General features: G+C 61.5%; 18 protein-coding genes and 1 pseudogene. 11 read left to right on the top strand and 8 right to left on the bottom strand.

Annotation, left to right across the window (positions count from 1 at the left end; genetic code table 11):
- Positions 1 to 2: 2 nt before the first annotated feature.
- On the bottom strand, positions 3 to 1,535 hold the full coding sequence (locus tag BFP99_RS19070; protein WP_065947902.1) for an AmpG family muropeptide MFS transporter: 1,533 nt from the start codon (positions 1,533 to 1,535) through the stop codon (positions 3 to 5).
- Positions 1,536 to 1,578: 43 nt separating this feature from the next.
- The gene (locus BFP99_RS19065; protein WP_043293512.1) at positions 1,579 to 1,941 is read right to left on the bottom strand and encodes an MGMT family protein; all 363 of its coding nucleotides are present in this window, start codon (positions 1,939 to 1,941) and stop codon (positions 1,579 to 1,581) included.
- 144 nt (positions 1,942 to 2,085) lie between these two features.
- Here BFP99_RS19065 and BFP99_RS19060 point away from each other — a divergent pair, with 144 nt between their 5' ends.
- From BFP99_RS19060 to groL, 5 genes are all read left to right on the top strand, one after another.
- Complete coding sequence (locus tag BFP99_RS19060; protein WP_027605476.1) at positions 2,086 to 3,093, top strand: DUF481 domain-containing protein; 1,008 nt, start codon at positions 2,086 to 2,088, stop codon at positions 3,091 to 3,093.
- Between the two features lie 94 nt (positions 3,094 to 3,187).
- Positions 3,188 to 3,919: a HugZ family pyridoxamine 5'-phosphate oxidase gene (locus BFP99_RS19055; protein ID WP_065947901.1), complete on the top strand. Its 732-nt coding sequence runs from the start codon at positions 3,188 to 3,190 to the stop codon at positions 3,917 to 3,919.
- A gap of 66 nt (positions 3,920 to 3,985) precedes the next feature.
- Positions 3,986 to 4,462 (top strand): FxsA family protein, encoded by a 477-nt coding sequence (locus BFP99_RS19050; RefSeq protein ID WP_024077215.1) that lies wholly within the window; start codon positions 3,986 to 3,988, stop codon positions 4,460 to 4,462.
- Positions 4,463 to 4,709: 247 nt separating this feature from the next.
- Positions 4,710 to 5,006 (top strand): co-chaperone GroES, encoded by a 297-nt coding sequence (groES, locus tag BFP99_RS19045; protein WP_003175874.1) that lies wholly within the window; start codon positions 4,710 to 4,712, stop codon positions 5,004 to 5,006.
- 50 nt (positions 5,007 to 5,056) lie between these two features.
- On the top strand, positions 5,057 to 6,703 hold the full coding sequence (groL, locus tag BFP99_RS19040) for a chaperonin GroEL (RefSeq protein ID WP_065925015.1): 1,647 nt from the start codon (positions 5,057 to 5,059) through the stop codon (positions 6,701 to 6,703).
- A 78-nt stretch (positions 6,704 to 6,781) separates the two neighbouring features.
- Here the strand turns inward: groL and BFP99_RS19035 are convergent, their stop codons facing one another.
- Positions 6,782 to 7,501 (bottom strand): phosphatase PAP2 family protein, encoded by a 720-nt coding sequence (locus BFP99_RS19035; protein WP_065925016.1) that lies wholly within the window; start codon positions 7,499 to 7,501, stop codon positions 6,782 to 6,784.
- Positions 7,502 to 7,552: 51 nt separating this feature from the next.
- Positions 7,553 to 9,502 (bottom strand): LTA synthase family protein, encoded by a 1,950-nt coding sequence (locus tag BFP99_RS19030; RefSeq protein WP_065947900.1) that lies wholly within the window; start codon positions 9,500 to 9,502, stop codon positions 7,553 to 7,555.
- A gap of 201 nt (positions 9,503 to 9,703) precedes the next feature.
- Between BFP99_RS19030 and colR the strand changes: the two genes are divergently transcribed.
- The 5 genes from colR to BFP99_RS19005 all read left to right on the top strand — a co-directional run bounded on the left by colR (position 9,704) and on the right by BFP99_RS19005 (position 13,474).
- The gene (colR, locus tag BFP99_RS19025) at positions 9,704 to 10,387 is read left to right on the top strand and encodes a two-component system response regulator ColR (RefSeq protein WP_027605482.1); all 684 of its coding nucleotides are present in this window, start codon (positions 9,704 to 9,706) and stop codon (positions 10,385 to 10,387) included.
- A complete protein-coding gene (locus tag BFP99_RS19020; protein ID WP_065947899.1) occupies positions 10,377 to 11,657 on the top strand; it encodes a sensor histidine kinase in 1,281 nt (426 codons plus the stop codon). Before colR ends, BFP99_RS19020 begins: the two co-directional genes overlap by 11 nt.
- 188 nt (positions 11,658 to 11,845) lie before the next feature.
- Entirely contained in the window at positions 11,846 to 12,526 is a 681-nt protein-coding gene (locus BFP99_RS19015; RefSeq protein ID WP_065925019.1) for a class I SAM-dependent methyltransferase, read from the top strand.
- A gap of 4 nt (positions 12,527 to 12,530) precedes the next feature.
- Positions 12,531 to 13,250, top strand: a complete 720-nt coding sequence (locus BFP99_RS19010) for a lipopolysaccharide kinase InaA family protein (protein ID WP_065925020.1) — start codon at positions 12,531 to 12,533, stop codon at positions 13,248 to 13,250.
- Positions 13,247 to 13,474, top strand: coding sequence for a hypothetical protein (locus BFP99_RS19005; RefSeq protein WP_027605486.1), 228 nt, complete (start codon positions 13,247 to 13,249; stop codon positions 13,472 to 13,474). Before BFP99_RS19010 ends, BFP99_RS19005 begins: the two co-directional genes overlap by 4 nt.
- Positions 13,475 to 13,767: 293 nt before the next feature.
- On the opposite strand, the gene BFP99_RS19000 is transcribed toward BFP99_RS19005, so the two are convergent.
- The 3 genes from BFP99_RS19000 to BFP99_RS18990 are packed head-to-tail and all read right to left on the bottom strand — an operon-like array spanning position 13,768 to position 17,403.
- The gene (locus tag BFP99_RS19000; RefSeq protein ID WP_065925029.1) at positions 13,768 to 14,865 is read right to left on the bottom strand and encodes a DUF1513 domain-containing protein; all 1,098 of its coding nucleotides are present in this window, start codon (positions 14,863 to 14,865) and stop codon (positions 13,768 to 13,770) included.
- A gap of 2 nt (positions 14,866 to 14,867) precedes the next feature.
- Complete coding sequence (locus BFP99_RS18995; RefSeq protein ID WP_065947898.1) at positions 14,868 to 15,932, bottom strand: imelysin family protein; 1,065 nt, start codon at positions 15,930 to 15,932, stop codon at positions 14,868 to 14,870.
- A gap of 31 nt (positions 15,933 to 15,963) precedes the next feature.
- Positions 15,964 to 17,403: a di-heme oxidoreductase family protein gene (locus BFP99_RS18990; protein ID WP_065947897.1), complete on the bottom strand. Its 1,440-nt coding sequence runs from the start codon at positions 17,401 to 17,403 to the stop codon at positions 15,964 to 15,966.
- A 140-nt stretch (positions 17,404 to 17,543) separates the two neighbouring features.
- Here BFP99_RS18990 and BFP99_RS18985 point away from each other — a divergent pair, with 140 nt between their 5' ends.
- Positions 17,544 to 18,107, top strand: coding sequence for an NAD(P)H nitroreductase (locus tag BFP99_RS18985; protein WP_065925023.1), 564 nt, complete (start codon positions 17,544 to 17,546; stop codon positions 18,105 to 18,107).
- Positions 18,108 to 18,170: 63 nt separating this feature from the next.
- On the opposite strand, the pseudogene BFP99_RS34150 reads toward BFP99_RS18985, so the two are convergent.
- A pseudogene (locus BFP99_RS34150) lies at positions 18,171 to 18,701 on the bottom strand (methyl-accepting chemotaxis protein); the annotation flags it as partial.
- Positions 18,702 to 18,980: the final 279 nt, after the last annotated feature.

Raw genomic sequence — 18,980 nt, 5'->3', positions numbered from 1 at the left:
AATCAGTCCTCTACCTGCGGATTCAACCGAATCCGCCGATTCTCCTGATACCAGTGCAACGCAATCAGCAGCAATGTCGGCACGCCCAGCATGCAGGTGATCAGGAAGAAGTTGTGGTACCCGAACTTCTCCACCATCACCCCCGAATACCCGCCGATCAGGCGAGGCAACAACAGCATGATCGAGCTGAGCAGCGCATATTGGGTGGCGGAAAACTTGAGGTTGGTCAGGCTCGACAGGTAGGCCACGAATGCCGACGTGGCCAGGCCCGAGCTGAAGTTATCCAGGGAGATGGTGAAGATCAGCATCTGCAGGTCGGGGCCCATGTCGGCGAGCATCACGAACAGCAGGTTGGTCCCCGCCGACGTCACGCCGCCGATAAACAGGATCGGCAGGATGCCGAAGCGCACGATCAGCAGGCCGCCCATGCCGGCGCCGAGCAGGGTCATGATCAGGCCGAAGATCTTGCTGACCCCGGCGATCTGATCCTTGGTAAAGCCCTGGTCGATGTAGAACACGTTGGCCATCACGCCCATCACTGTGTCGGACATGCGATAGGTGGCGATCAGCCCCAGCAGCAGCAATGCCTGCCAGCGGTAGCGCAGGATAAAGTCGTTGACCGGCGTGAGCACCGGCGCCAGGCCCCGTCGGCCCATGGCCGACAGGCACAGTGTGGTGAGAATGATATAGAGAATGGCGCGCAGGAACGCGCGGTCGTCCATCAGCAAGTCCCACAGGCTGACGCCCTGGAACAGCACGCTGGCGAAGTCGGTGTTGAACAGCTGGGTGAACATCGCCGGTACGGACACCAGCAACACGATCAGCACGAACACCGACACCAACTGATGCACGAAGCTGTAGCGCCCGGCCTGCAACTGGGTGCGCAGCGGTACATTCGGTTCGCGCATGAACAGCGTGGTCAGCAGCGCCGGGATCATCAGCACGCCGAACAGCACATAGGTGCCGGTCCAGGCCGAGTGCTTATAGTTGAAGCCGGTGGAGCCGAAGCCTTCGGCAAAGAACAACGCACCGGCCGTGGCCAGCAGGGCGGCGATGCGGTAGCCGGACATATAGCTGGCGGCCAGGGCGGCCTGGCGGCTGTCGTCGGCGATTTCCAGGCGATAGGCGTCGACCGCGATGTCCTGGGTGGCGGAAGCGAAGGCCACCACGACGGCAATGGCGATCAGCCAGGACAGGTGTTTCTGCGGGTCGCAGAAGCCCATGCCGATCAATCCGAGGATCACCAGCGACTGTGCAAGCACCAGCCAGGAGCGACGACGTCCGAGTTTACCGAGCAGTGGCAGACGCCATTGGTCGAGCAGCGGCGACCAGACCCATTTGAAGGCGTACGCCAAACCGATCAGGCTCGCATAGCCGATGGTCTCGCGGGCCACACCGGCCTCACGCAGCCACACCGAAAGCGTCGAGAACACCAACATGTAAGGCAAGCCGGCGGCAAAGCCGAGCAACAACAGCACTAACGTCGAGGGGCTGGCATAGGCGGCGAGCGCGGCGCGCCAGGTTTTACGGGGCATGGGCTGGAGTCTGCCTCAGATTCACGGAAACAAAGCGCGCACTCTAACCGCTGTGCTCTACCGGGCGCCAGCCATGGCGCTGAATATCCACGCGATTGTTGCGCACCGTGACGCCCTCATCACGCAAGCGCGCCCGTTGCTCGTCGCCTGAGGCGCTGCCCACCGGCAGACTTATCCGACCACCGGCACCCAGCACGCGATGCCAGGGCAATGTGGTGCCCTCGGGAAGTTGGCTCAAGGTACGACCCACCCAGCGCGCGGCGCGTCCCAGCCCGGCCAGTTGCGCCAGTTCGCCGTAGCTCACCACGCAACCGGCGGGGACTTGCGCCAGGGTCAGGTACAGCGCGGTGCGGCGCATTTCGGCGGGGGTTTGTGGGGCATCGGCAGGCTGATTGACTGTGGGCATATCCGTTGGGATCTTCGGTCTTTTGTAAGAAACGTCTGTAAGTATGCTGTTGAGAATTGAACTCAACACAAATCCTTGAGTCAGTCCTAGCTATCTAACACGATAATCGCCCCTTTTCGCCAACCTTGAGCTCCCCATCCGCTTATGTTGTCCAGAACCCTGCTGTGCCTCGCTGTCTTCAGTGCCTCCACGCCCCTGCTGGCCGATACCGTCTGGTTAAAAAACGGTGATCGCCTGACCGGCAAGATCAAGGTCTTCGACGGTGGCAAGCTGCTGATCCAGACCGACTACGCCGGCGCCATTCCGGTGGACTGGAAGCAGGTGAAAACCCTGGAGAGCGACCAGGAGTTGCTGGTCAAGCAGGACGCCTACACCGGCGAGAAGGCCAAGTCCCTGCAGGCGGCGGACGATGGCAAGGTGGTGCTGGCCAATGGCGAGGCGCCCAAGACCGTCGAGCTGGCAAGTATCCAGCAGATCATCAAGCCCAAGCCGGTGATCGAAGACCTGGTGTGGAAGGGCAATGTCGACATGGCGCTGGACTACAAGCGCGCCGAAAAAGACACCAATGACTACGACATCGACTTCAAGACCACCGCGCGCCATGGCCAATGGCGCCATACCGGGCAGGGCGAGTACAACCGCGAGTTCCAGGACGACGTCACCACCACCGACAACTGGGCGCTGGAGTATGACCTGGACCGCTTCATCACCGAGCACTGGTTCTGGCAGGGGCGCCTGACCTACAAGCGCGACAAGGTTGAAGACCTGGCGCGTCAACGTACCGTCGGTACCGGCCCGGGCTACCAGTTCTGGGACGACGAGCTGGGTGCGTTCTCCCTCGGCTCGCTGGTCAACCGCACCGATTACGAGTACGCCGATGGCGGCAAGGACAACTTCTATTCCTTGGCCATGAAGTGGAACTACAACCGCTACCTGGTGGGCAAGACCGTTGAGTTCTTCACCAATGGCGAGGTGGGCAAGCCTATCGACGGCCCGGCCGAGTACTCCCTGGATGCGGAAATGGGCCTGCGCTATAAAGTCACCGAGTGGGCGTCGCTCAACCTCAAGGCCGAGCGCGACGTGATCAGCGGCGATTCGGAAAGCAGCCTGAGCAAGACCCGCTATACCGCAGGCTTCGGCGTCGCCTGGTAATCGAGCCGCTGGCAACCGGCGCGTAGATTGATTACCTTGTGTTGAGATCCATTCCCATACGCTATGGGCGGCCGAATACCCGAGGAGTCATACGTTGAGCACGCAGGTTGCCAAGAACGCCCGAGAGCTGTTGCTCAAGGAATACCGTGGGGCTCTCTCCACACTGTCCAAGGCCATGCCCGGCTTTCCGTTCGGCTCGGTCGTGCCGTATTGCCTCGACGAGCAGGGCCGCCCGCTGATTCTGATCAGCCGTATCGCCCAGCACACCCATAACCTGCAAAAAGATCCCAAGTGTTCGCTGCTGGTCGGCGAGCGTGAAGCGGATGATGTGCAGGCCGTGGGGCGCCTGACCTACCTGGCCGAAGCCGAGAAACTCGAGGACCCGGTCGCCATCGAAGCAGCGGCCGAGCGCTATTACCGCTACTTCCCCGATTCGGCCAACTACCACCAGGCCCACGATTTCGATTTCTGGGTGCTCAAGCCGGTGCGTCACCGTTATATCGGCGGGTTTGGCGCGATTCACTGGGTCGACCAATTGACCCTGGCCAACCCCTTCGCGGGCAAGGCCGAGCGCAGCATGATCGAGCACATGAACAGCGACCACACCAAGGCCATTGCCCATTACGTCGAGTTGGCCGGCTTGCCTGCTTTCGAACCTGCGCAATTGGCCGGCATCGACAGCGAAGGCCTGCATCTGCGCATCGGCCAGGCTTTGCACTGGCTGCCGTTTGCGGCGTCTTGCAACACGCCGACACAAGTACGTGAAGCCCTGGTTTCATTGGCCCACGCCGAGGTCTGGCCGAAAAAAGCCGTCGCTGAAGCTTGAATTCACGAAACGGCGACGTCATCTAAGGTGGACTGGCAAGGCATTCTTGCGTTGAGGAACCTTTTGATGCGCCCTTTTTTATTGCTCTTTCTGCTGTTCCCGGTGTTGGAGCTGTTCGTATTCGTTCAAGTCAGCGGTGCGATCGGGTTTTTCCCGGCCCTGTTGCTGATCATTCTCGGCTCGATGCTCGGCGTCCTGGTGTTGCGCGTCGCCGGCCTGGCCACGGCGCTGCGTGCCCGTGAGAGCCTGAACCGCGGCGAACTGCCGGCCCAGACCATGCTCGAAGGCCTGATGATGGCGTTGGCGGGCGGCCTGTTGATCCTGCCGGGCTTTATCAGCGACGTAGTGGGCCTGGTGATGCTGCTGCCGTTCACCCGCAAATTGCTGGCGGGCAAGATGCGCCAGCGCGCCGAAGAGGCCGCTATTCGCCAACGTGCGTTCGCCGACGACCTGCAACCCCGTGGCGGCCCGGCTCCGCGCCAACCGTTGGGGCGAGAAGGCGACGTGATCGAAGGCGAGTTCGAACACCGCGACAGCAAATAACCGCTTCACTGGCACGGCACCTTCGGGTGCCGTGTTGCTTTTATAGGCAGGCAGACGCAAAAAAAATCATCGCCGGCCCCTTGTAATAAGCTTATGCGCCCTTATGTAACGGTCACCGCAAGGTTTCTGGTGGCGACACCGGACAGACTTCCGTGTTTCGCCCAGCGAACCGCGACCGGCACTGCCGGAATACAACCCGCCGGTATCGATACCGGCCGATGAAAAACACAATTAGGAGAGATCGACAATGAGCAAGCTTCGTCCTCTGCACGACCGCGTCGTAATCCGTCGCAGCGAAGAAGAAAAGAAAACCGCTGGCGGTATCGTTCTGCCAGGTTCGGCTGCTGAAAAAGCCAACCACGGTGTGATCGTCGCTGCAGGCCCAGGCAAGACTCTGGAAAACGGTGACGTACGTGCGCTGGCCGTTAAAGTCGGTGACAAGGTTGTATTTGGCCCTTACTCCGGCAGCAACACTGTGAAAGTCGACGGCGAAGACCTGCTGGTTATGGCTGAGAACGAGATTCTCGCCGTTCTGGAAGACTGATTTCCCCGCTCATTTTCCCGTTACTACAAAGTATTTAAGGAATATCGATCATGGCTGCTAAAGAAGTTAAATTCGGCGATTCCGCCCGTAAGAAAATGCTCACCGGTGTCAACATCCTGGCTGACGCAGTAAAAGCGACCCTGGGCCCGAAAGGCCGTAACGTGATCATCGAGAAGAGCTTCGGCGCTCCGACCATCACCAAGGACGGCGTTTCCGTCGCCAAAGAAATCGAACTGGAAGACCGTTTCGAAAACATGGGCGCGCAGCTGGTCAAAGACGTTGCCTCCCGTGCCAACGATGACGCAGGCGACGGTACTACCACCGCCACCGTTCTGGCTCAGGCGATCGTCAACGAAGGCTACAAGGCCGTTGCTGCCGGCATGAACCCGATGGACCTCAAGCGCGGCATCGACAAGGCCACCATCGCCATCGTCGCTGAGCTGAAAAACCTGTCCAAGCCTTGCGCCGACACCAAGGCTATCGCCCAGGTAGGCACCATCTCCGCCAACTCCGACAGCTCCATCGGCGACATCATTGCCGAAGCCATGGAAAAAGTCGGTAAAGAAGGCGTGATCACCGTTGAAGAAGGCACTGGCCTGGAAAACGAACTGTCGGTTGTCGAAGGCATGCAGTTCGACCGTGGCTACCTGTCCCCGTACTTCGTCAACAAGCCGGAAACCATGGTTGCCGAGCTGGACAGCCCGCTGATCCTGCTGGTCGACAAGAAGATTTCCAACATCCGCGAAATGCTGCCAGTGCTGGAAGCCGTTGCCAAAGCCGGCCGCCCACTGCTGATCGTTTCCGAAGACGTTGAAGGCGAAGCCCTGGCGACCCTGGTTGTGAACAACATGCGTGGCATCGTTAAAGTCGCAGCCGTCAAGGCTCCAGGCTTCGGCGACCGTCGCAAGGCCATGCTGCAGGACATTGCCGTCCTGACCGGCGGTACCGTTATCTCCGAAGAGATCGGCCTGAGCCTGGAAAGCGCCACCCTGGAAAACCTGGGTAGCGCCAAGCGCGTGACCATCTCCAAGGAAAACACCATCATCGTTGACGGTGCTGGCGTTGACGGCGACATCCAATCGCGCATCACTCAGATCCGTGCCCAGGTTGCCGAGACGTCTTCGGACTACGACCGTGAAAAACTGCAAGAGCGCCTGGCCAAGCTGTCCGGCGGCGTTGCAGTGATCAAGGTTGGCGCGGGTTCCGAAGTTGAAATGAAAGAGAAGAAAGCCCGCGTTGAAGACGCCCTGCACGCAACCCGCGCAGCCGTCGAAGAAGGCGTGGTACCTGGCGGTGGCGTCGCGCTGATCCGTGCCCTGGAAGCCCTGACCAACCTGGCCGGCGACAACGCTGACCAGAACGTCGGTATCGCTGTGCTGCGTCGTGCGGTTGAAGCACCGCTGCGTCAGATCGCTGCCAACTCCGGCGACGAGCCAAGTGTTGTGGTCAACGAAGTCAAGAACGGCAAAGGTAACTACGGTTACAACGCTGCGACTGGCGTCTATGGCGACATGATCGAAATGGGCATCCTGGACCCTACCAAGGTGACTCGTTCCGCGCTGCAGGCCGCAGCCTCCATCGGTGGTCTGATCCTGACCACCGAAGCTGCAATCGCTGACAAGCCAAAGGCTGAAGGCTCGGCTGGCGGCGGTATGCCAGACATGGGCGGCATGGGTGGCATGGGCGGCATGATGTAAGCCAGCCTTACCCCTGTACTGAAAAAGCCCCGCCTGCAGTGATGCAGGCGGGGCTTTTTTGTGGGCGGCGGCTTGGGCTCAGGTGGGCGCCGCGCGCTTGGATGGCCGGTACAGCAACAGGCAATACAGCCCCAGGCAGATCAGCCAGCAGAAAATTGCCGTCCACACGTTATGGGAAAAGAAGTGCGCGCCTTGCATCATACGGCTGACGGAAAAAACGCTGCCCAAGCCGACGGCGAAGATGAATGCGTAGCGCGCCAGGCGCGGCTGCCGGTCACGCAGTGCAAAAAACAGGGCGAACAAGGCGAACCCGGTGGCGGCATGACCGCCTGGCCAGCAGCGCCCGGGTTTATCGGTGGGCGGGCGAGGGCTCAGCAGTTTGCTGTAGGTTTCCTGACCGCCGAATTCCTGGACGCTCCACGGGCACTGGACGCCGGTGATGGTTTTCAGCGGAGCGACAAACGCGGTCGCCAGCCCGAGTGACAGCACCAGGCAGCCCAGTTCACGACGATAGGGTTTGAGCCGTCGGAGAATAAACGTGCCGGCAAATCCCAGGATCGCCAGGACCGAGAACAGGATGACCAACTGTTTGGCACGATCATGCAGGATGTCTTCGAGGAAGAAACTGTAACGCCCGATGAAGCCGCCCTCCGCGCCGTTGTAGAACAGCTTGGCGAGGTTCATGTCCAGCGAGGTCAGCTCCAGCAGCAGCAATAGGAGCGCAGCGCCGCCGGGGATGCCCAGGCAGAGCCATAGGTTGAGAGGTTTGGAGACGGGGACGGCGGGGGTGGTTCCCATGGTGGACCCTGGTGAAAAACGTCCCGTACTGACCTGTACGGGGCGTTTTGGTTAGCGCGTGCTCAGTGCCGGGGCCTCTTCCTTGGGCGCTCTCCAGCTCAGTAACTGTTGTTTGAAGTCATAGCTGGCGGCCTGGTAGTAGGTGATCGCCCGCTGGATCAACGGGTCATCGCTGCCGACCCGCAACTCCTGGCTCTCACCCAGGGCCTGGTCGTGGCGGCGCAGGCCCAGGCGTGGGCTGAGAATGGCCAGGTCCTTGCCGTCGAACAGGCCCAGGTGCTGGTAGTTGCCGAGCACCACCCGAGGTGGCAGTGGGTTGTCTTGCAGCAGGTTGCGACCAAAGAAGGTGGATTCGTAGCTCAGGTTGAGCAGGCCCAGCAGCGTGGGCGCCAGGTCGATCTGGCTGGCCAGTTGTGCGCTTTCCCGTGCGTCGATCAGCTTGGGCGCATAGATGAACAGCGGAATCTGGTAGTTGGTGATGGGCAGGTCTTCCTTGCCTGCGCTGCCGGCGGTGTGGTCGGCGACGAAGATGAAGATCGTGTTATCGAACCAGGGTTTTTGGCGGGCGGCTTCCAGGAATTGGCCGATGGCGTGGTCGGTGTATTTCACCGCGCCGTCGCGGCCATTCCCGGATTTGATGTCGATACGCCCATCCGGGTAGGTGTAGGGGCGGTGGTTGGAGGTGGTCATCAGTTGCAGCAAAAAGGGCTGCTGCTTGGCGTAGTCGGTGTCGGCCAGTTTCAGGGTTTGGTTATACAGGTCCTCGTCAGCCATGCCCCAGGCGTTCTTGAACGAGATTTCTGACTCGGGCACGCTGCTCTGGTCCACGACGCGATAACCGTTGCCGCTGAAAAACGCGTTCATGTTATCGAAGTACCCGCGCCCGCCGTACACAAACACGCTGTCGTAACCGACGGCCGTGAGCTGTTGCCCCAGGCTGGCGAAGCCGCTTTCACGACCGATGCGCTTGACGATCGAGCGCCCGGGCGTGGGTGGAATCGCCAGGGTGATCGCCTCCAGGCCACGGTCGGTGCGAGTGCCGGTGGCATAGAAATTATTGAAATACAGGCTCTGTTTACGCAGCGCATCCAGGTTAGGCGTGAGGTTGCGCTCGTCGCCGTTGCTGCCCATGTACTTGGCGCTGAAACTTTCGATGGTCACCAGCACGACATTGGGTTTGCGCGGCGTGCCCGGATTGGTGATGGCGCGGCGGATATCCAGCGAGTCCTGGCCGATAAAGCGGGCGTTGGGTTCGCTCAGCTCTGTACGCAGTTGCGTGGCGATAACCTCAGTCGGCAGGGTTTTGTAGAACTGTGGGTAATCCAGTTCGTTGTTACGGAATGCGGCGAAAAACTGATACGGACCATTGCTGGCCAGTTCGTTCTTGTAGGCGTTGCCGCCCTGGGCTCGCGGGCTGTCCTGGCTGACCAGTTGCAGGCTGAGGCCAGCAATCACCAACAGGGCCAGGGCATTCACCAGGCGACCGCGCATCGGCGGCAGTGGGGCGCTCATCGCCGCATTGAACGGCTTGCGCAAGGCCAGGCTCAAGACAATCGCCAGCATGGCGAGCAGGCTCAGCAGTTTGCCGATCGGGTAGGACTCGAGCAGGTTGTTCAACACCTCGTCGGAGTACACCAGGTAATCGACGGCAATGAAGTTGAAGCGCACGCCGAATTCATCCCAGAACAGCCACTCGGCCACCGAGGTAAACAGCATGGCGAACAGGCTGACGGTGAGCACGGCCTGCAGGAACCAGCGGTGACCGCGACGGCGCCACAGCACGGGCGGGCACAGCAGCAAATACAGACCCAGCGGCAGTGCCGCATACGCCAGGAAACCCAGGTCGTACAGCAGGCCCACGCCAAACACCGGCAACAGGTTGCCGCCGACTTCATCCAAATGGGTGATGAGCAGCACGCCACGAGTGAGCAGGAAAATAACCAGCCAGGCACCGGTTACCAACAGCAAATAGCGCATTGGCGCCGTCTTGAGCAACCCCATGTCCATGTTCCTTATATCAATGGGGGGCGATCTTCTGCCTGACACTGTAGTCAGTTTGTGAAGCTATAGTGAAAAACTCGTTGGTAGGCTGAATCGGTTGAAAACCTATATTGGCACGCCTTTCCGCTCTATCCCTGAGCCACACTTGGCCTTAAGCTGCGCGAGCCAACACGGCCGTTACCGCGTACGGAGACACTGCCCATGCGAATTCTATTGGTTGAAGACAACCGCGATATTCTGGCCAACCTGGCCGACTACCTGGGGCTAAAAGGCTACACCGTGGACTGTGCGCAGGACGGTTTGTCGGGCCTGCACCTGGCCGCCACCGAGCATTACGACTTGATCGTGCTCGACATCATGCTGCCTGGCATCGATGGCTACACCCTGTGCAAACGCCTGCGTGAGGACGCGCGCCGCGACACGCCGGTGATCATGCTCACTGCCCGCGACCAGTTGGATGACCGGCTGCAGGGCTTCAAGTCCGGCGCCGATGACTATTTGCTCAAACCGTTTGCCCTGTCGGAACTGGCTGCGCGCATCGAAGCGGTGCTGCGCCGTGCCCAAGGCGGCGGTCGCCGCGCCCTGCAAGTGGCCGATCTGAATTACGACCTCGATACCCTGGAAGTGACCCGCGAAGGGCGCCTGCTCAAGCTCAACCCGGTCGGCCTGAAGCTGCTCGCGGTCTTGATGCAGAAAAGTCCCCACGTATTGCGTCGGGAAGTGCTGGAAGAGGCGCTGTGGGGCGATGACTGCCCGGACAGCGACAGCCTGCGCAGCCATGTCCACCAGTTGCGCCAGGTGATCGATAAGCCGTTCGCCAAGCCGTTGCTGCAAACCGTGCATGGTGTGGGTTACCGCTTGGCCGAGGGCCGTGATGGAGTTTAAGCAAAGCCTTGCCCAGCGGATCATCATCGCCTTTGCCTTGATGAGTGCGTTGGTGGCGGGGGCCTTCGCCATGGGCATCGTCGCCACCGTGCACCTGGTGGAAGAGAAGTTGATCTCGGCAGGCTTGGGCGGTGACCTGCAGCGCCTGCTGCTGATGGACACCGTCGAGGACTGGCGGCACCGGCCCGAGCCCGACCAGCTATTTTACTTCAGCGGTGGCCCCGGGGATTTTGAATTGCCCAAGGACCTGCGGCATCTGGAACCAGGGTTTCATGAGGTGTTTCGTGAGGCGTTGTCGTACCACGCCATGGTAGAAGTGGTCGACGGTCGGCGCTATGTGCTGCTGCAGGATCAAAGCGATTTCGAAGAGCGCGAGCGCGTGCTGTTTGCCGTGGTGCTGGTGGGCTTCGTGCTCAGCCTGGCGCTGGCGGTATTCCTCGGCTGGGTGCTGGCCCGTAAAGTGATGGCGCCGGTGGTGCGCCTGGCTCGCCAGGTGCGGCACCGCGACCAGTTGCTGGGCCTGGCGCCGCCCCTGGCACCGGACTACGCGGCCGACGAAGTGGGTGAGCTGGCGGTGGCCTTCGACGCCACGCTGGGGCGCCTGCGCCAGGCGTTGTCCCGCGAGCAGTTGTTCACCAGCGATGTCAGCCACGAACTGCGCACGCCTTTGATGGTGCTGGCCAGTTCCTGCGAACTGCTGCTGGAAAACCCGGCTATCGATCAGCGTGGGCGTAACCAGGTCGAGCGAATCGCCCGGGCCTGCGAAGAAATGCGCGAACTGGTGCAAACCTTCCTGATGCTGGCCCGGGCTCAGCATGATGAGGGGAGCATGTCGCCTAGGGCCAATCTGTCCCAGGTCGCTGATGATCTGCTCGGCATCTGGCGCGAGCCCATCGAACACAAGGGCCTGGAGTTGATCTACCAGCCGGGCGACCCGCTGGATACGCGCTACAACGCGACCTTCCTGCATGCCGTGATGGGCAACCTGTTGCGCAATGCCCTGCATTACACCGAAAGCGGCTTCATCCGGCTGACCCTGGAGCCGACCGGGTTTGTGGTGGAAGACAGCGGCGTCGGCATTCCCGAAGACAAGCGCGAAGCGATGTTCGAGCCGTTCGTCCGCGGCAGTGAGAAGCGCGGCGAGGGTCTGGGGTTGGGTTTGTCACTGGTCCAGCGCATCTGCGAGAACCAGGGCTGGAGCGTTACCCTCAGCACCGTGGAGCCCAATGGCTGTCGCTTTCATGTCCAGTTGAGTCAGGTCAACGCCTGAACGTTCCCGCTGCCGTTATCCTGCCAGAGATCCCCGTAATTCGGCGAAGATGGCCCCATGATATTGCTTGTATCTGTAAAGTCTTGAAATATATGAGATTGGACAGGACAAGTTTTTCACAAGGGGTTGACCTGTTGATCACAGGACGCTGCTTAAGGTTGTAGGCATCAGCAACTGGAGATCCGTTGATGCCTACCCCGATCAAGCTCGAATTTTCCGAAAAGTACGACGATCAGCACGCCCACGAATATTTGCTCAAGCATCAGGACAATCTGGCTCGCCGGTTGTCCCACAAACGCGACGAGCAACTGGCCCGTGGCGCGTTGGCGATGGCCGGCGAGCCTGGCCTGGTGCTGGACCTGCCGTGTGGCGCCGGGCGTTTCTGGCCGCTGCTGGCGGAAAAACCCAACCGTGTGATCATCGGCGCCGACAATTCGGCCTCCATGTTGAAGGTCGCGATGGCCGCCCAGCCCGCAGAAGTGGTGAAAAGGGTACGACCCTTGCAGACATCTGCCTTCGATATCGATTTGCCGGATAACTCAGTCGACAGCATTTTCTGTATGCGCCTGCTCCACCACATTGGTGATCCGGCGCACCGTCAGGCAATTCTGCGGGAGTTTCAGCGGGTTACCCGTGACAGCGTGATCATTTCGCTGTGGGTCGATGGCAATTTCAAAGCCTGGAAACGCAAGCGTCTGGAAGGAAAGCGTCGCAAGACAGGTGAGCAGGAAGGTTACCAGAACAGATTTGTGTTACCGGCTGCTACTGTTGAAGCAGAGTTCGAGCAAGCCGGATTCCGTGTTCAGGAATCCCTGGACTTCATACCGCTGTACGCCATGTGGCGGGTGTATGTATTGCGCAAGAGGTAACAGGATGGCAGTTGAGTGCGTAGCAGGCAGTCACGTAGCTCCCGAAGAACGCTTCGATTATTTCTGGCGTCAGCAAGGCGAATGGGTCGAAGAGCCCAATCGCCGGCGTGGCGGTGAAAGTGGTGTACAGCGTGTAATGACTGCCAATGGCCGTTTGCTCTACAGCAAGCGCCAGACGGGCCATATCTACCGCAGTTGGCTGCACCCGTTCGGACGCCCCACGGTGCTGCGCGAGCGTGATGCCCTCAGGGGCCTGCGACTGCTGGATGTTCGCGTGCCCGAAATGGTCTTTTGTGAGGCGCGTCGTGACCCCGAGCACCACTGGAAGGCGCTGCTGGTAACCGCCGCCCTAGACGGCTTCGACGAAATTGAAAACTGGTACGCCGCCGGTGGTCGCGAAGAGTATGGCGAGCAGGTGCACGAGCGCTTGCTCAAGGAGTTGGCTGCCACCCTGGCCCGCATGCACAAGGGCCGCTGGCAGCACGGTTGCCTGTACATCAAGCATATTTTCGTGCGGGTGACGGGCGAGGGCGACTCGGCCCAGGTGGAAGTGGCGCTGCTGGACTTCGAGAAATGCCGCCAGCGCTTGACCGCTTATCGGGCAGCCTCCCATGACATGTTGCAGTTGCGTCGCCATTCGTCGTGGAACAGCACCGACTGGGAAAAACTCAGCTACTTTTACCAGACGGCGTTTGGCAGCGCTATCAAGGGTTTAACCAAATGAAGCTAGAAATAGCACGAGGTTTGTTCCTGGTCGGGGCGATGGGCATTGCGGCCCTGGCCCTGGCCGCATGGGAGCAACCTCGCACACAGGTGCTCAGTGCGGTGCAAGGTGGCGGGCAATGCCTGTTGCCCCGCGTCGCCAAGGCGAGTGCGGCGGTCAAGCCTGATCATGAGTTGCTGTTGTTCATGTTTGGGATGTCCCAAGGGATGAGGCCGCAGAGTTGAAACGATTCAAACCCCCGAAGAAGGGCCTTGCGATGCGAGGCCCTTTTTTTTACCTTCCAACCTTACTCGCAACGCGGCTGCTACAAGAGCCTCACCCCCGTAGATACCGTCTTATCGCAAATCCGTAGATACCGTCTTATCCAACACCGCGCAAATCCGTAGCAGCTGCCGAGCGCAAGCGAGGCTGCGTCAGGCGCGCTGCCGATTCAGGCTCGAGTCGCGGCCGACGCAGCCTCGCCAAGGCTCGACAGCTGCTACGGGGGGCGGTGTTGGATAGACGGTATCTACGCAGGTCAGATCAGATGCAGGTGGTTATCCCAGAGCCCCGCCGGTAATTCCAACGGTTTGGCGACCAGCTGTTTCTGGCGGCAATCGTAGTAGCGGCAACGGCCCTGGCCCGAGGTGACGACAAACCCGTCCGCCACTGCGCCGACGCCTGCGCAATCGGGCAACGGTCCATCCAGGCGCAGCTCGGCGGTGTCCATGTCCCAGATAAAGAAGCGGTTACCACGGGGTGCGGTCAACGCCACCAGGCGCAACTCGCTGTGCACGGCGACGCTGGCGGTGTAATGCCCCATGGCCTGCAACTGCTCATCGGCCACCGGGAACGCCACGAACGGCTGGCCCGGGCGCTTGATCGCCAGCAACTCGGAGCGCTCCTGGGACGGTCCCATGAACTGCTGGCCGGTGAGAAGGGTGCCATCGCTGGCGATGCCCATATGGCGCACGCTGTTCATCTGCTGGCCGAGGGTTTCCTTGCTGATCAGCGTGCCGTCACGGTGCATCAGCACCAGGCTCGGTTCCATGGCGTTGAGGTTCATCTCCACGCGGCTTTCGGCTTCGGTGCGAATGCCGCCGTTGGCTACCACCAGGGTTTCGCCGTCGGGCATCCACGACACCTGGTGCGGGCCGATGCCATGGGTGGAGATCTCGCCGCTGTGCACCAGGCGCTCGCCTTCGAACTTGTACACACCGAGCAGGCCACGGCCGGGGTCTGACGTGTCGTTCTCGGTGGCGTACAGCCAATTGCCGCTCTTGTGGATAACCGCATGGCCGTAGAAGTGGCGGTTGGCGTTCGAGGTGAGGGTTTGCAACAGCGCGCCGTTACGCAGGTCGATCAGGTAACTCTCGGTGCCTGGGCGGCGGGCAACAAACAGTGCAATCGGCAGCGTCGGGTGGTTGATGATGTCGTGGCAGCGCTGGCCGACCTGGGTGGCGAACACCTGCTTGCCGTCCAGCTGAAAGCCCACGGCATAGTGCTTGCCGTCTGCATCATCGCGCGCCGACAGCAGCAGCGGGCCCCTGTCTTTCCCTTTGAACAGCGTCCAGCCACCCAACGTGAGTGCGCTGAGCAGCACGCTGCCGATCGCCAAAGCCTGTCGCCTGAGCATCATCAGTCACCGTCGTTGGCATTGAAGCCCAGTTGGATCCCCAGCGCCTTGGCCAGCTCGCCTTCGTGCAGGCGGTGGACGACGTTGAGGCTGTCGTAGATGTCGTTGAGCTGCTGGCGTCCGGCGTCATCGTTCAACAGTTCGTTGAGGGTGCGCTGGTTGCTGGCGAACAGTTTCAGCGCGGCGGCATAGGCCGCGTCGATCTTGTCGGCCAATGGCTTCTGATCCGCCGGCAGCAAACCACGCAGGCCCTTGTTGTCCACGCCGACCCACACGGTCTGGGCGGCGGCGAGGCTGGCTTCCAGGCTTTGCAGGGACGACTGGCTGCGCCATGCATCGGCCTGGAACGGCTGCGGGATGCCCTTGGTCTGGCGGCCCATGGGCGTGCCGAGTTTTTTCTTCAGGGTGTCCAGTGCGGTCACTTGTACGCGCAGCAGATCGGCGATGGCTTCGTGGGAATCAGCGTAGCGCTGGTTCGGAAACTTGCTCATCTGCGCGAGCATGCCGTCGGTGCTGTTCCAGCTGGCCAGGATCTCTTCGGCCAGGGCTTTCTGGCGCTCACCAATGGCCACCAGCAGCGGACAGTAACGGGCTTTCTGCGCATCGTCGGCGATGTCGGTCCTGGCGTCGTAGAGGATGTATTCGTAGGCCGACAGGCCCTGCACCACCACGCTGGACTTGGCCAGTGCGGCACCGTCGATCTGCGGCTGGGCGGCGACCAGTTGCTCGACCTGGCGGCCCACCAGGTTCTTCTTGTCCGGCCAGAACTGCACCTGCCACGAGCGGTTGCCCTCGGCCAGTGGGCCGATCAGCAGCGGTTGCAACTCGGCCCAGGCTTTTTGCGCGTGGAGGAAGTCGGCGCGGGCGGTGTCCAGGCTTTCTTTGCCCTGGCAGTAGGCCAGGGCGCTGACGGCCAACTGGCGGTCGGCTTCGACCCAGCGGCTGTAGGTCGGCAGGATCACCTGCTTGGCGATCGCCGCCGAGGTCACGGCTTGCGGGTCTTGTGGCGAGCAGGCGCCCAGGGCGAGGGCGGCCAGGCTGGTGAACAACAACTTGGGACGGAACATGTCGAGCTCCCTTCTGTAATTGGGGCGAAGCTTATAAAGAATTCAGGAACGCCAGCAACGCAGCGCGCTGCTCGGCATTGAAGGACAACACATGCTGCTGCGCCGCTTGTGCTTCGCCGCCGTGCCACAACACGGCTTCGAGCAGGTTGCGGGCGCGGCCGTCATGCAGGAACTGGGTATGACCACTGACGGTCTGCGTCAGGCCGATGCCCCACAACGGCGGCGTGCGCCAGTCGCGGCCACCGGCCTTGAATTCCGTGCGGTTGTCGGCCAGGCCTGGGCCCATGTCGTGCAACAGCAGGTCGCTGTAGGGGCGAATCACCTGGTTGGCCAACTCGGGTTCGGCGGCATTCGCAGCGGTGGTGAACGTCGGTTTATGGCAACCCTGGCAACCGGCCTGGTAGAACAGGTTTTTCCCGGCCAGCACCTGCGGCGTGTCGACGTCGCGGCGCACGGGCACGGCCAGGTTGCGCGTATAGAACAGCACCAGGCGCAGGATGTTGTCGCTGACTTCCGGCTCGCCATCGGGGCCATTGCCGTTGGGTGCCTGTTTGCAGGCGACTTGGGCGTCGGTGCAGTCATCGAAGGGTCTCAGGGAGGTGGTGAGGCCCATATCACCAGAGAACGCGTGAACATTTTGTTGATTGAGATTGGGTTGCCCGGCTTTCCAGCCAAAACGCCCGAGTACGGTTGTTTGCTCGGCGTCATCCCAGACCCGATTCGCCCTGCCGACGAGGGCTTCCTTGTCGGCGGTCTTCGGGTCGGTATTGCGCAGGATGTCCGCGTCGCTGATGGCTTCGAGCAGGCCCAGGCCGATCATCGGCGGGGCGATGCGTGCGGAGAAGCGCGTGTCCGGATGCATCGGGCCATAGCCGAGCTGGGTGATTTGCAGGTCGGGCTTGCGCAGCTCGACGACGGTGCCGTCCTTAAAGGTGACGTTGACCGGCGTGTAGTCGACGCGCACCTTGCCTTCTGGTTCGACGCCGGGCACGGCCATGTCCTGCAATTGCCCGCCGTAGACGGGCTCGGGCACCACCCCGGCTTGCTCGATGAGCTTGGCGTAGGGCGCCTGGTCCTGGGTAGACAGGGGAATCGACAGGCGCACCAGCATCGACACCGCATTGGCCGCGTCGGGCAGCGGCGGGTGGCCACGGCCGTCCTTGATATGGCAGTTCTGGCAGGCGTTGGTGTTGAACAGCGGGCCCAGGCCATCCCGGGCGGTGGTGGTGGACGGCGCGATCACCCAGGGGCTGCGAAAGAAGCTGTTGCCCACGCTGAAATCCAGGCGGCGCGTGGGCGACAGGTTGGCCGAGGGCAGGGAAAACGCATTCTGGTCGCGCTTGTTCACCGTCGTCGCGCCGCCCGCTCGCGATTCACCCGGCTCGGCCTTGGTGAAGCGTGGGGCGTCGTCGCAGGCGGCCAGGCTCAAGGCCATCAACGCTGCGCACAGGCGAAAAAGCGAACGAAACATCGAGTTTCCCGGACGAAGGCTGGAAATAAGGTCGCAAAGTCTAACAGGGCGGGGCGGATTGAATAAGAGCAATTATCGTTTGGTGGCATCCCGATTCATTCCCGCTAGAATGACCGCACATTTTTTTCTGGAGGTGGCCAATGCAGGCTCTCGACGCTTTGCTCAACCGTGTTTCCGTGCCGCGTTTGCTGGAACCGGCACCGACCCAGGAGCAGCGCGATGTGCTGTTCGCCGCAGCCATGCGTGCGCCCGACCACGGCCAACTGCGCCCTTGGCGTTTCCTTACCGTGGAAGGTGCCGCCCGTGAGCAGATGGGCACGCTGTTGGCCGAAGCCGCCCGTTTGCAGGACGCCGATGCTCCCCAGGCTGTCATCGAAAAGGCCCAGAACGGCCCGCTGCGTGCACCGCTGGTGGTGGTGGTGATTGCCCGCCTGCAGGAGCACTTCAAGGTGCCCAAGTCTGAACAACTGTTGGCAGCCGCCTGCGCGGCCCACGGCATTCTGCTGGCGGCCTATGCCCAGGGGATTGGTGCGGTGTGGCGCACGGGTGAGTTGTCCTATTCGGCCCACGTGGCCAAAGGCCTGGGGCTGACGGCGGATGAGGAGGTGATTGGCTTCCTTTATTTGGGTACACCGCAGAACCCGCCGCGTACGGCGCCGAAGGAAGATGTGGCGGCGTTTGTGAAGGCCTGGACGGGTCTCTAAGCAGTAGGCGATCAAAATGTGGGAGGGGGCTTGCCCCCTCCCACATTTGACCATTGGTGTGTCTTACACCTTGAATTGATCCATGAGTTTCATCTGCTGGCTGGCCAACGCATTGAGCTGGCTGCTGATGGCCGCCGATTCGGTGGCCTGGCCGGTGAGGGTTTCGGTCACGGTGCGGATCGCCGAGACGTTGCGGTTGACCTCTTCGGCCACGGCGCTTTGCTGCTCGGCGGCGCTGGCGATTTGCAGGTTCATGTCGCTGATCACCGTCACCGCATCACTGATCTTGCCCAGGGCCTGCGCGGCTTGATGGATCTGCCCGGCGTTACTCTGGGCCTGGCTCTGGCTCGAGTGCATGGTTGCCACCACGCCACGGGTGCCGCTCTGGATGCGTTCGATCACCAGGCGGATTTCCTCCACGGAATCCTGGGTGCGCTTGGCCAGGTTGCGCACTTCGTCTGCCACCACCGCAAACCCCCGGCCGCTTTCCCCGGCGCGTGCGGCTTCGATCGCCGCGTTGAGCGCCAGCAGGTTGGTTTGCTCGGCAATGCTGCGGATCACTTCCAGGACTGAACCGATCTGCTCGCTATTGACCGCCAGGGCTTCGACTTCGCCCACCGCCTTGCTGACTTCTTCGGCGAGGGTGGTGATGTCGCGGGTGCTCTGCTCGATGATCGACATGCCTTCACGGGCCGACTGATCGGCGCCGCGTGCCGCGCTGGCGGCATTGGAGGCGCTGTTGGCGACGTCATGGGCGGTGGCGCTCATTTCGTTGGACGCCGTGGCCACCTGGTCGATTTCGCGGAACTGCACCTGCATGCCTTCGCTGGTCTGGCGTGCGATGGCCGAGGACTGGTCAGCCGTGCCACGGGC

The sequence above is a fragment of the Pseudomonas sp. 1 R 17 genome (assembly GCF_900067035.1).
Taxonomy (GTDB): Bacteria; Pseudomonadota; Gammaproteobacteria; order Pseudomonadales; family Pseudomonadaceae; genus Aquipseudomonas; species Aquipseudomonas marginalis.
This window is presented reverse-complemented; position numbering and strand designations above follow the sequence as displayed.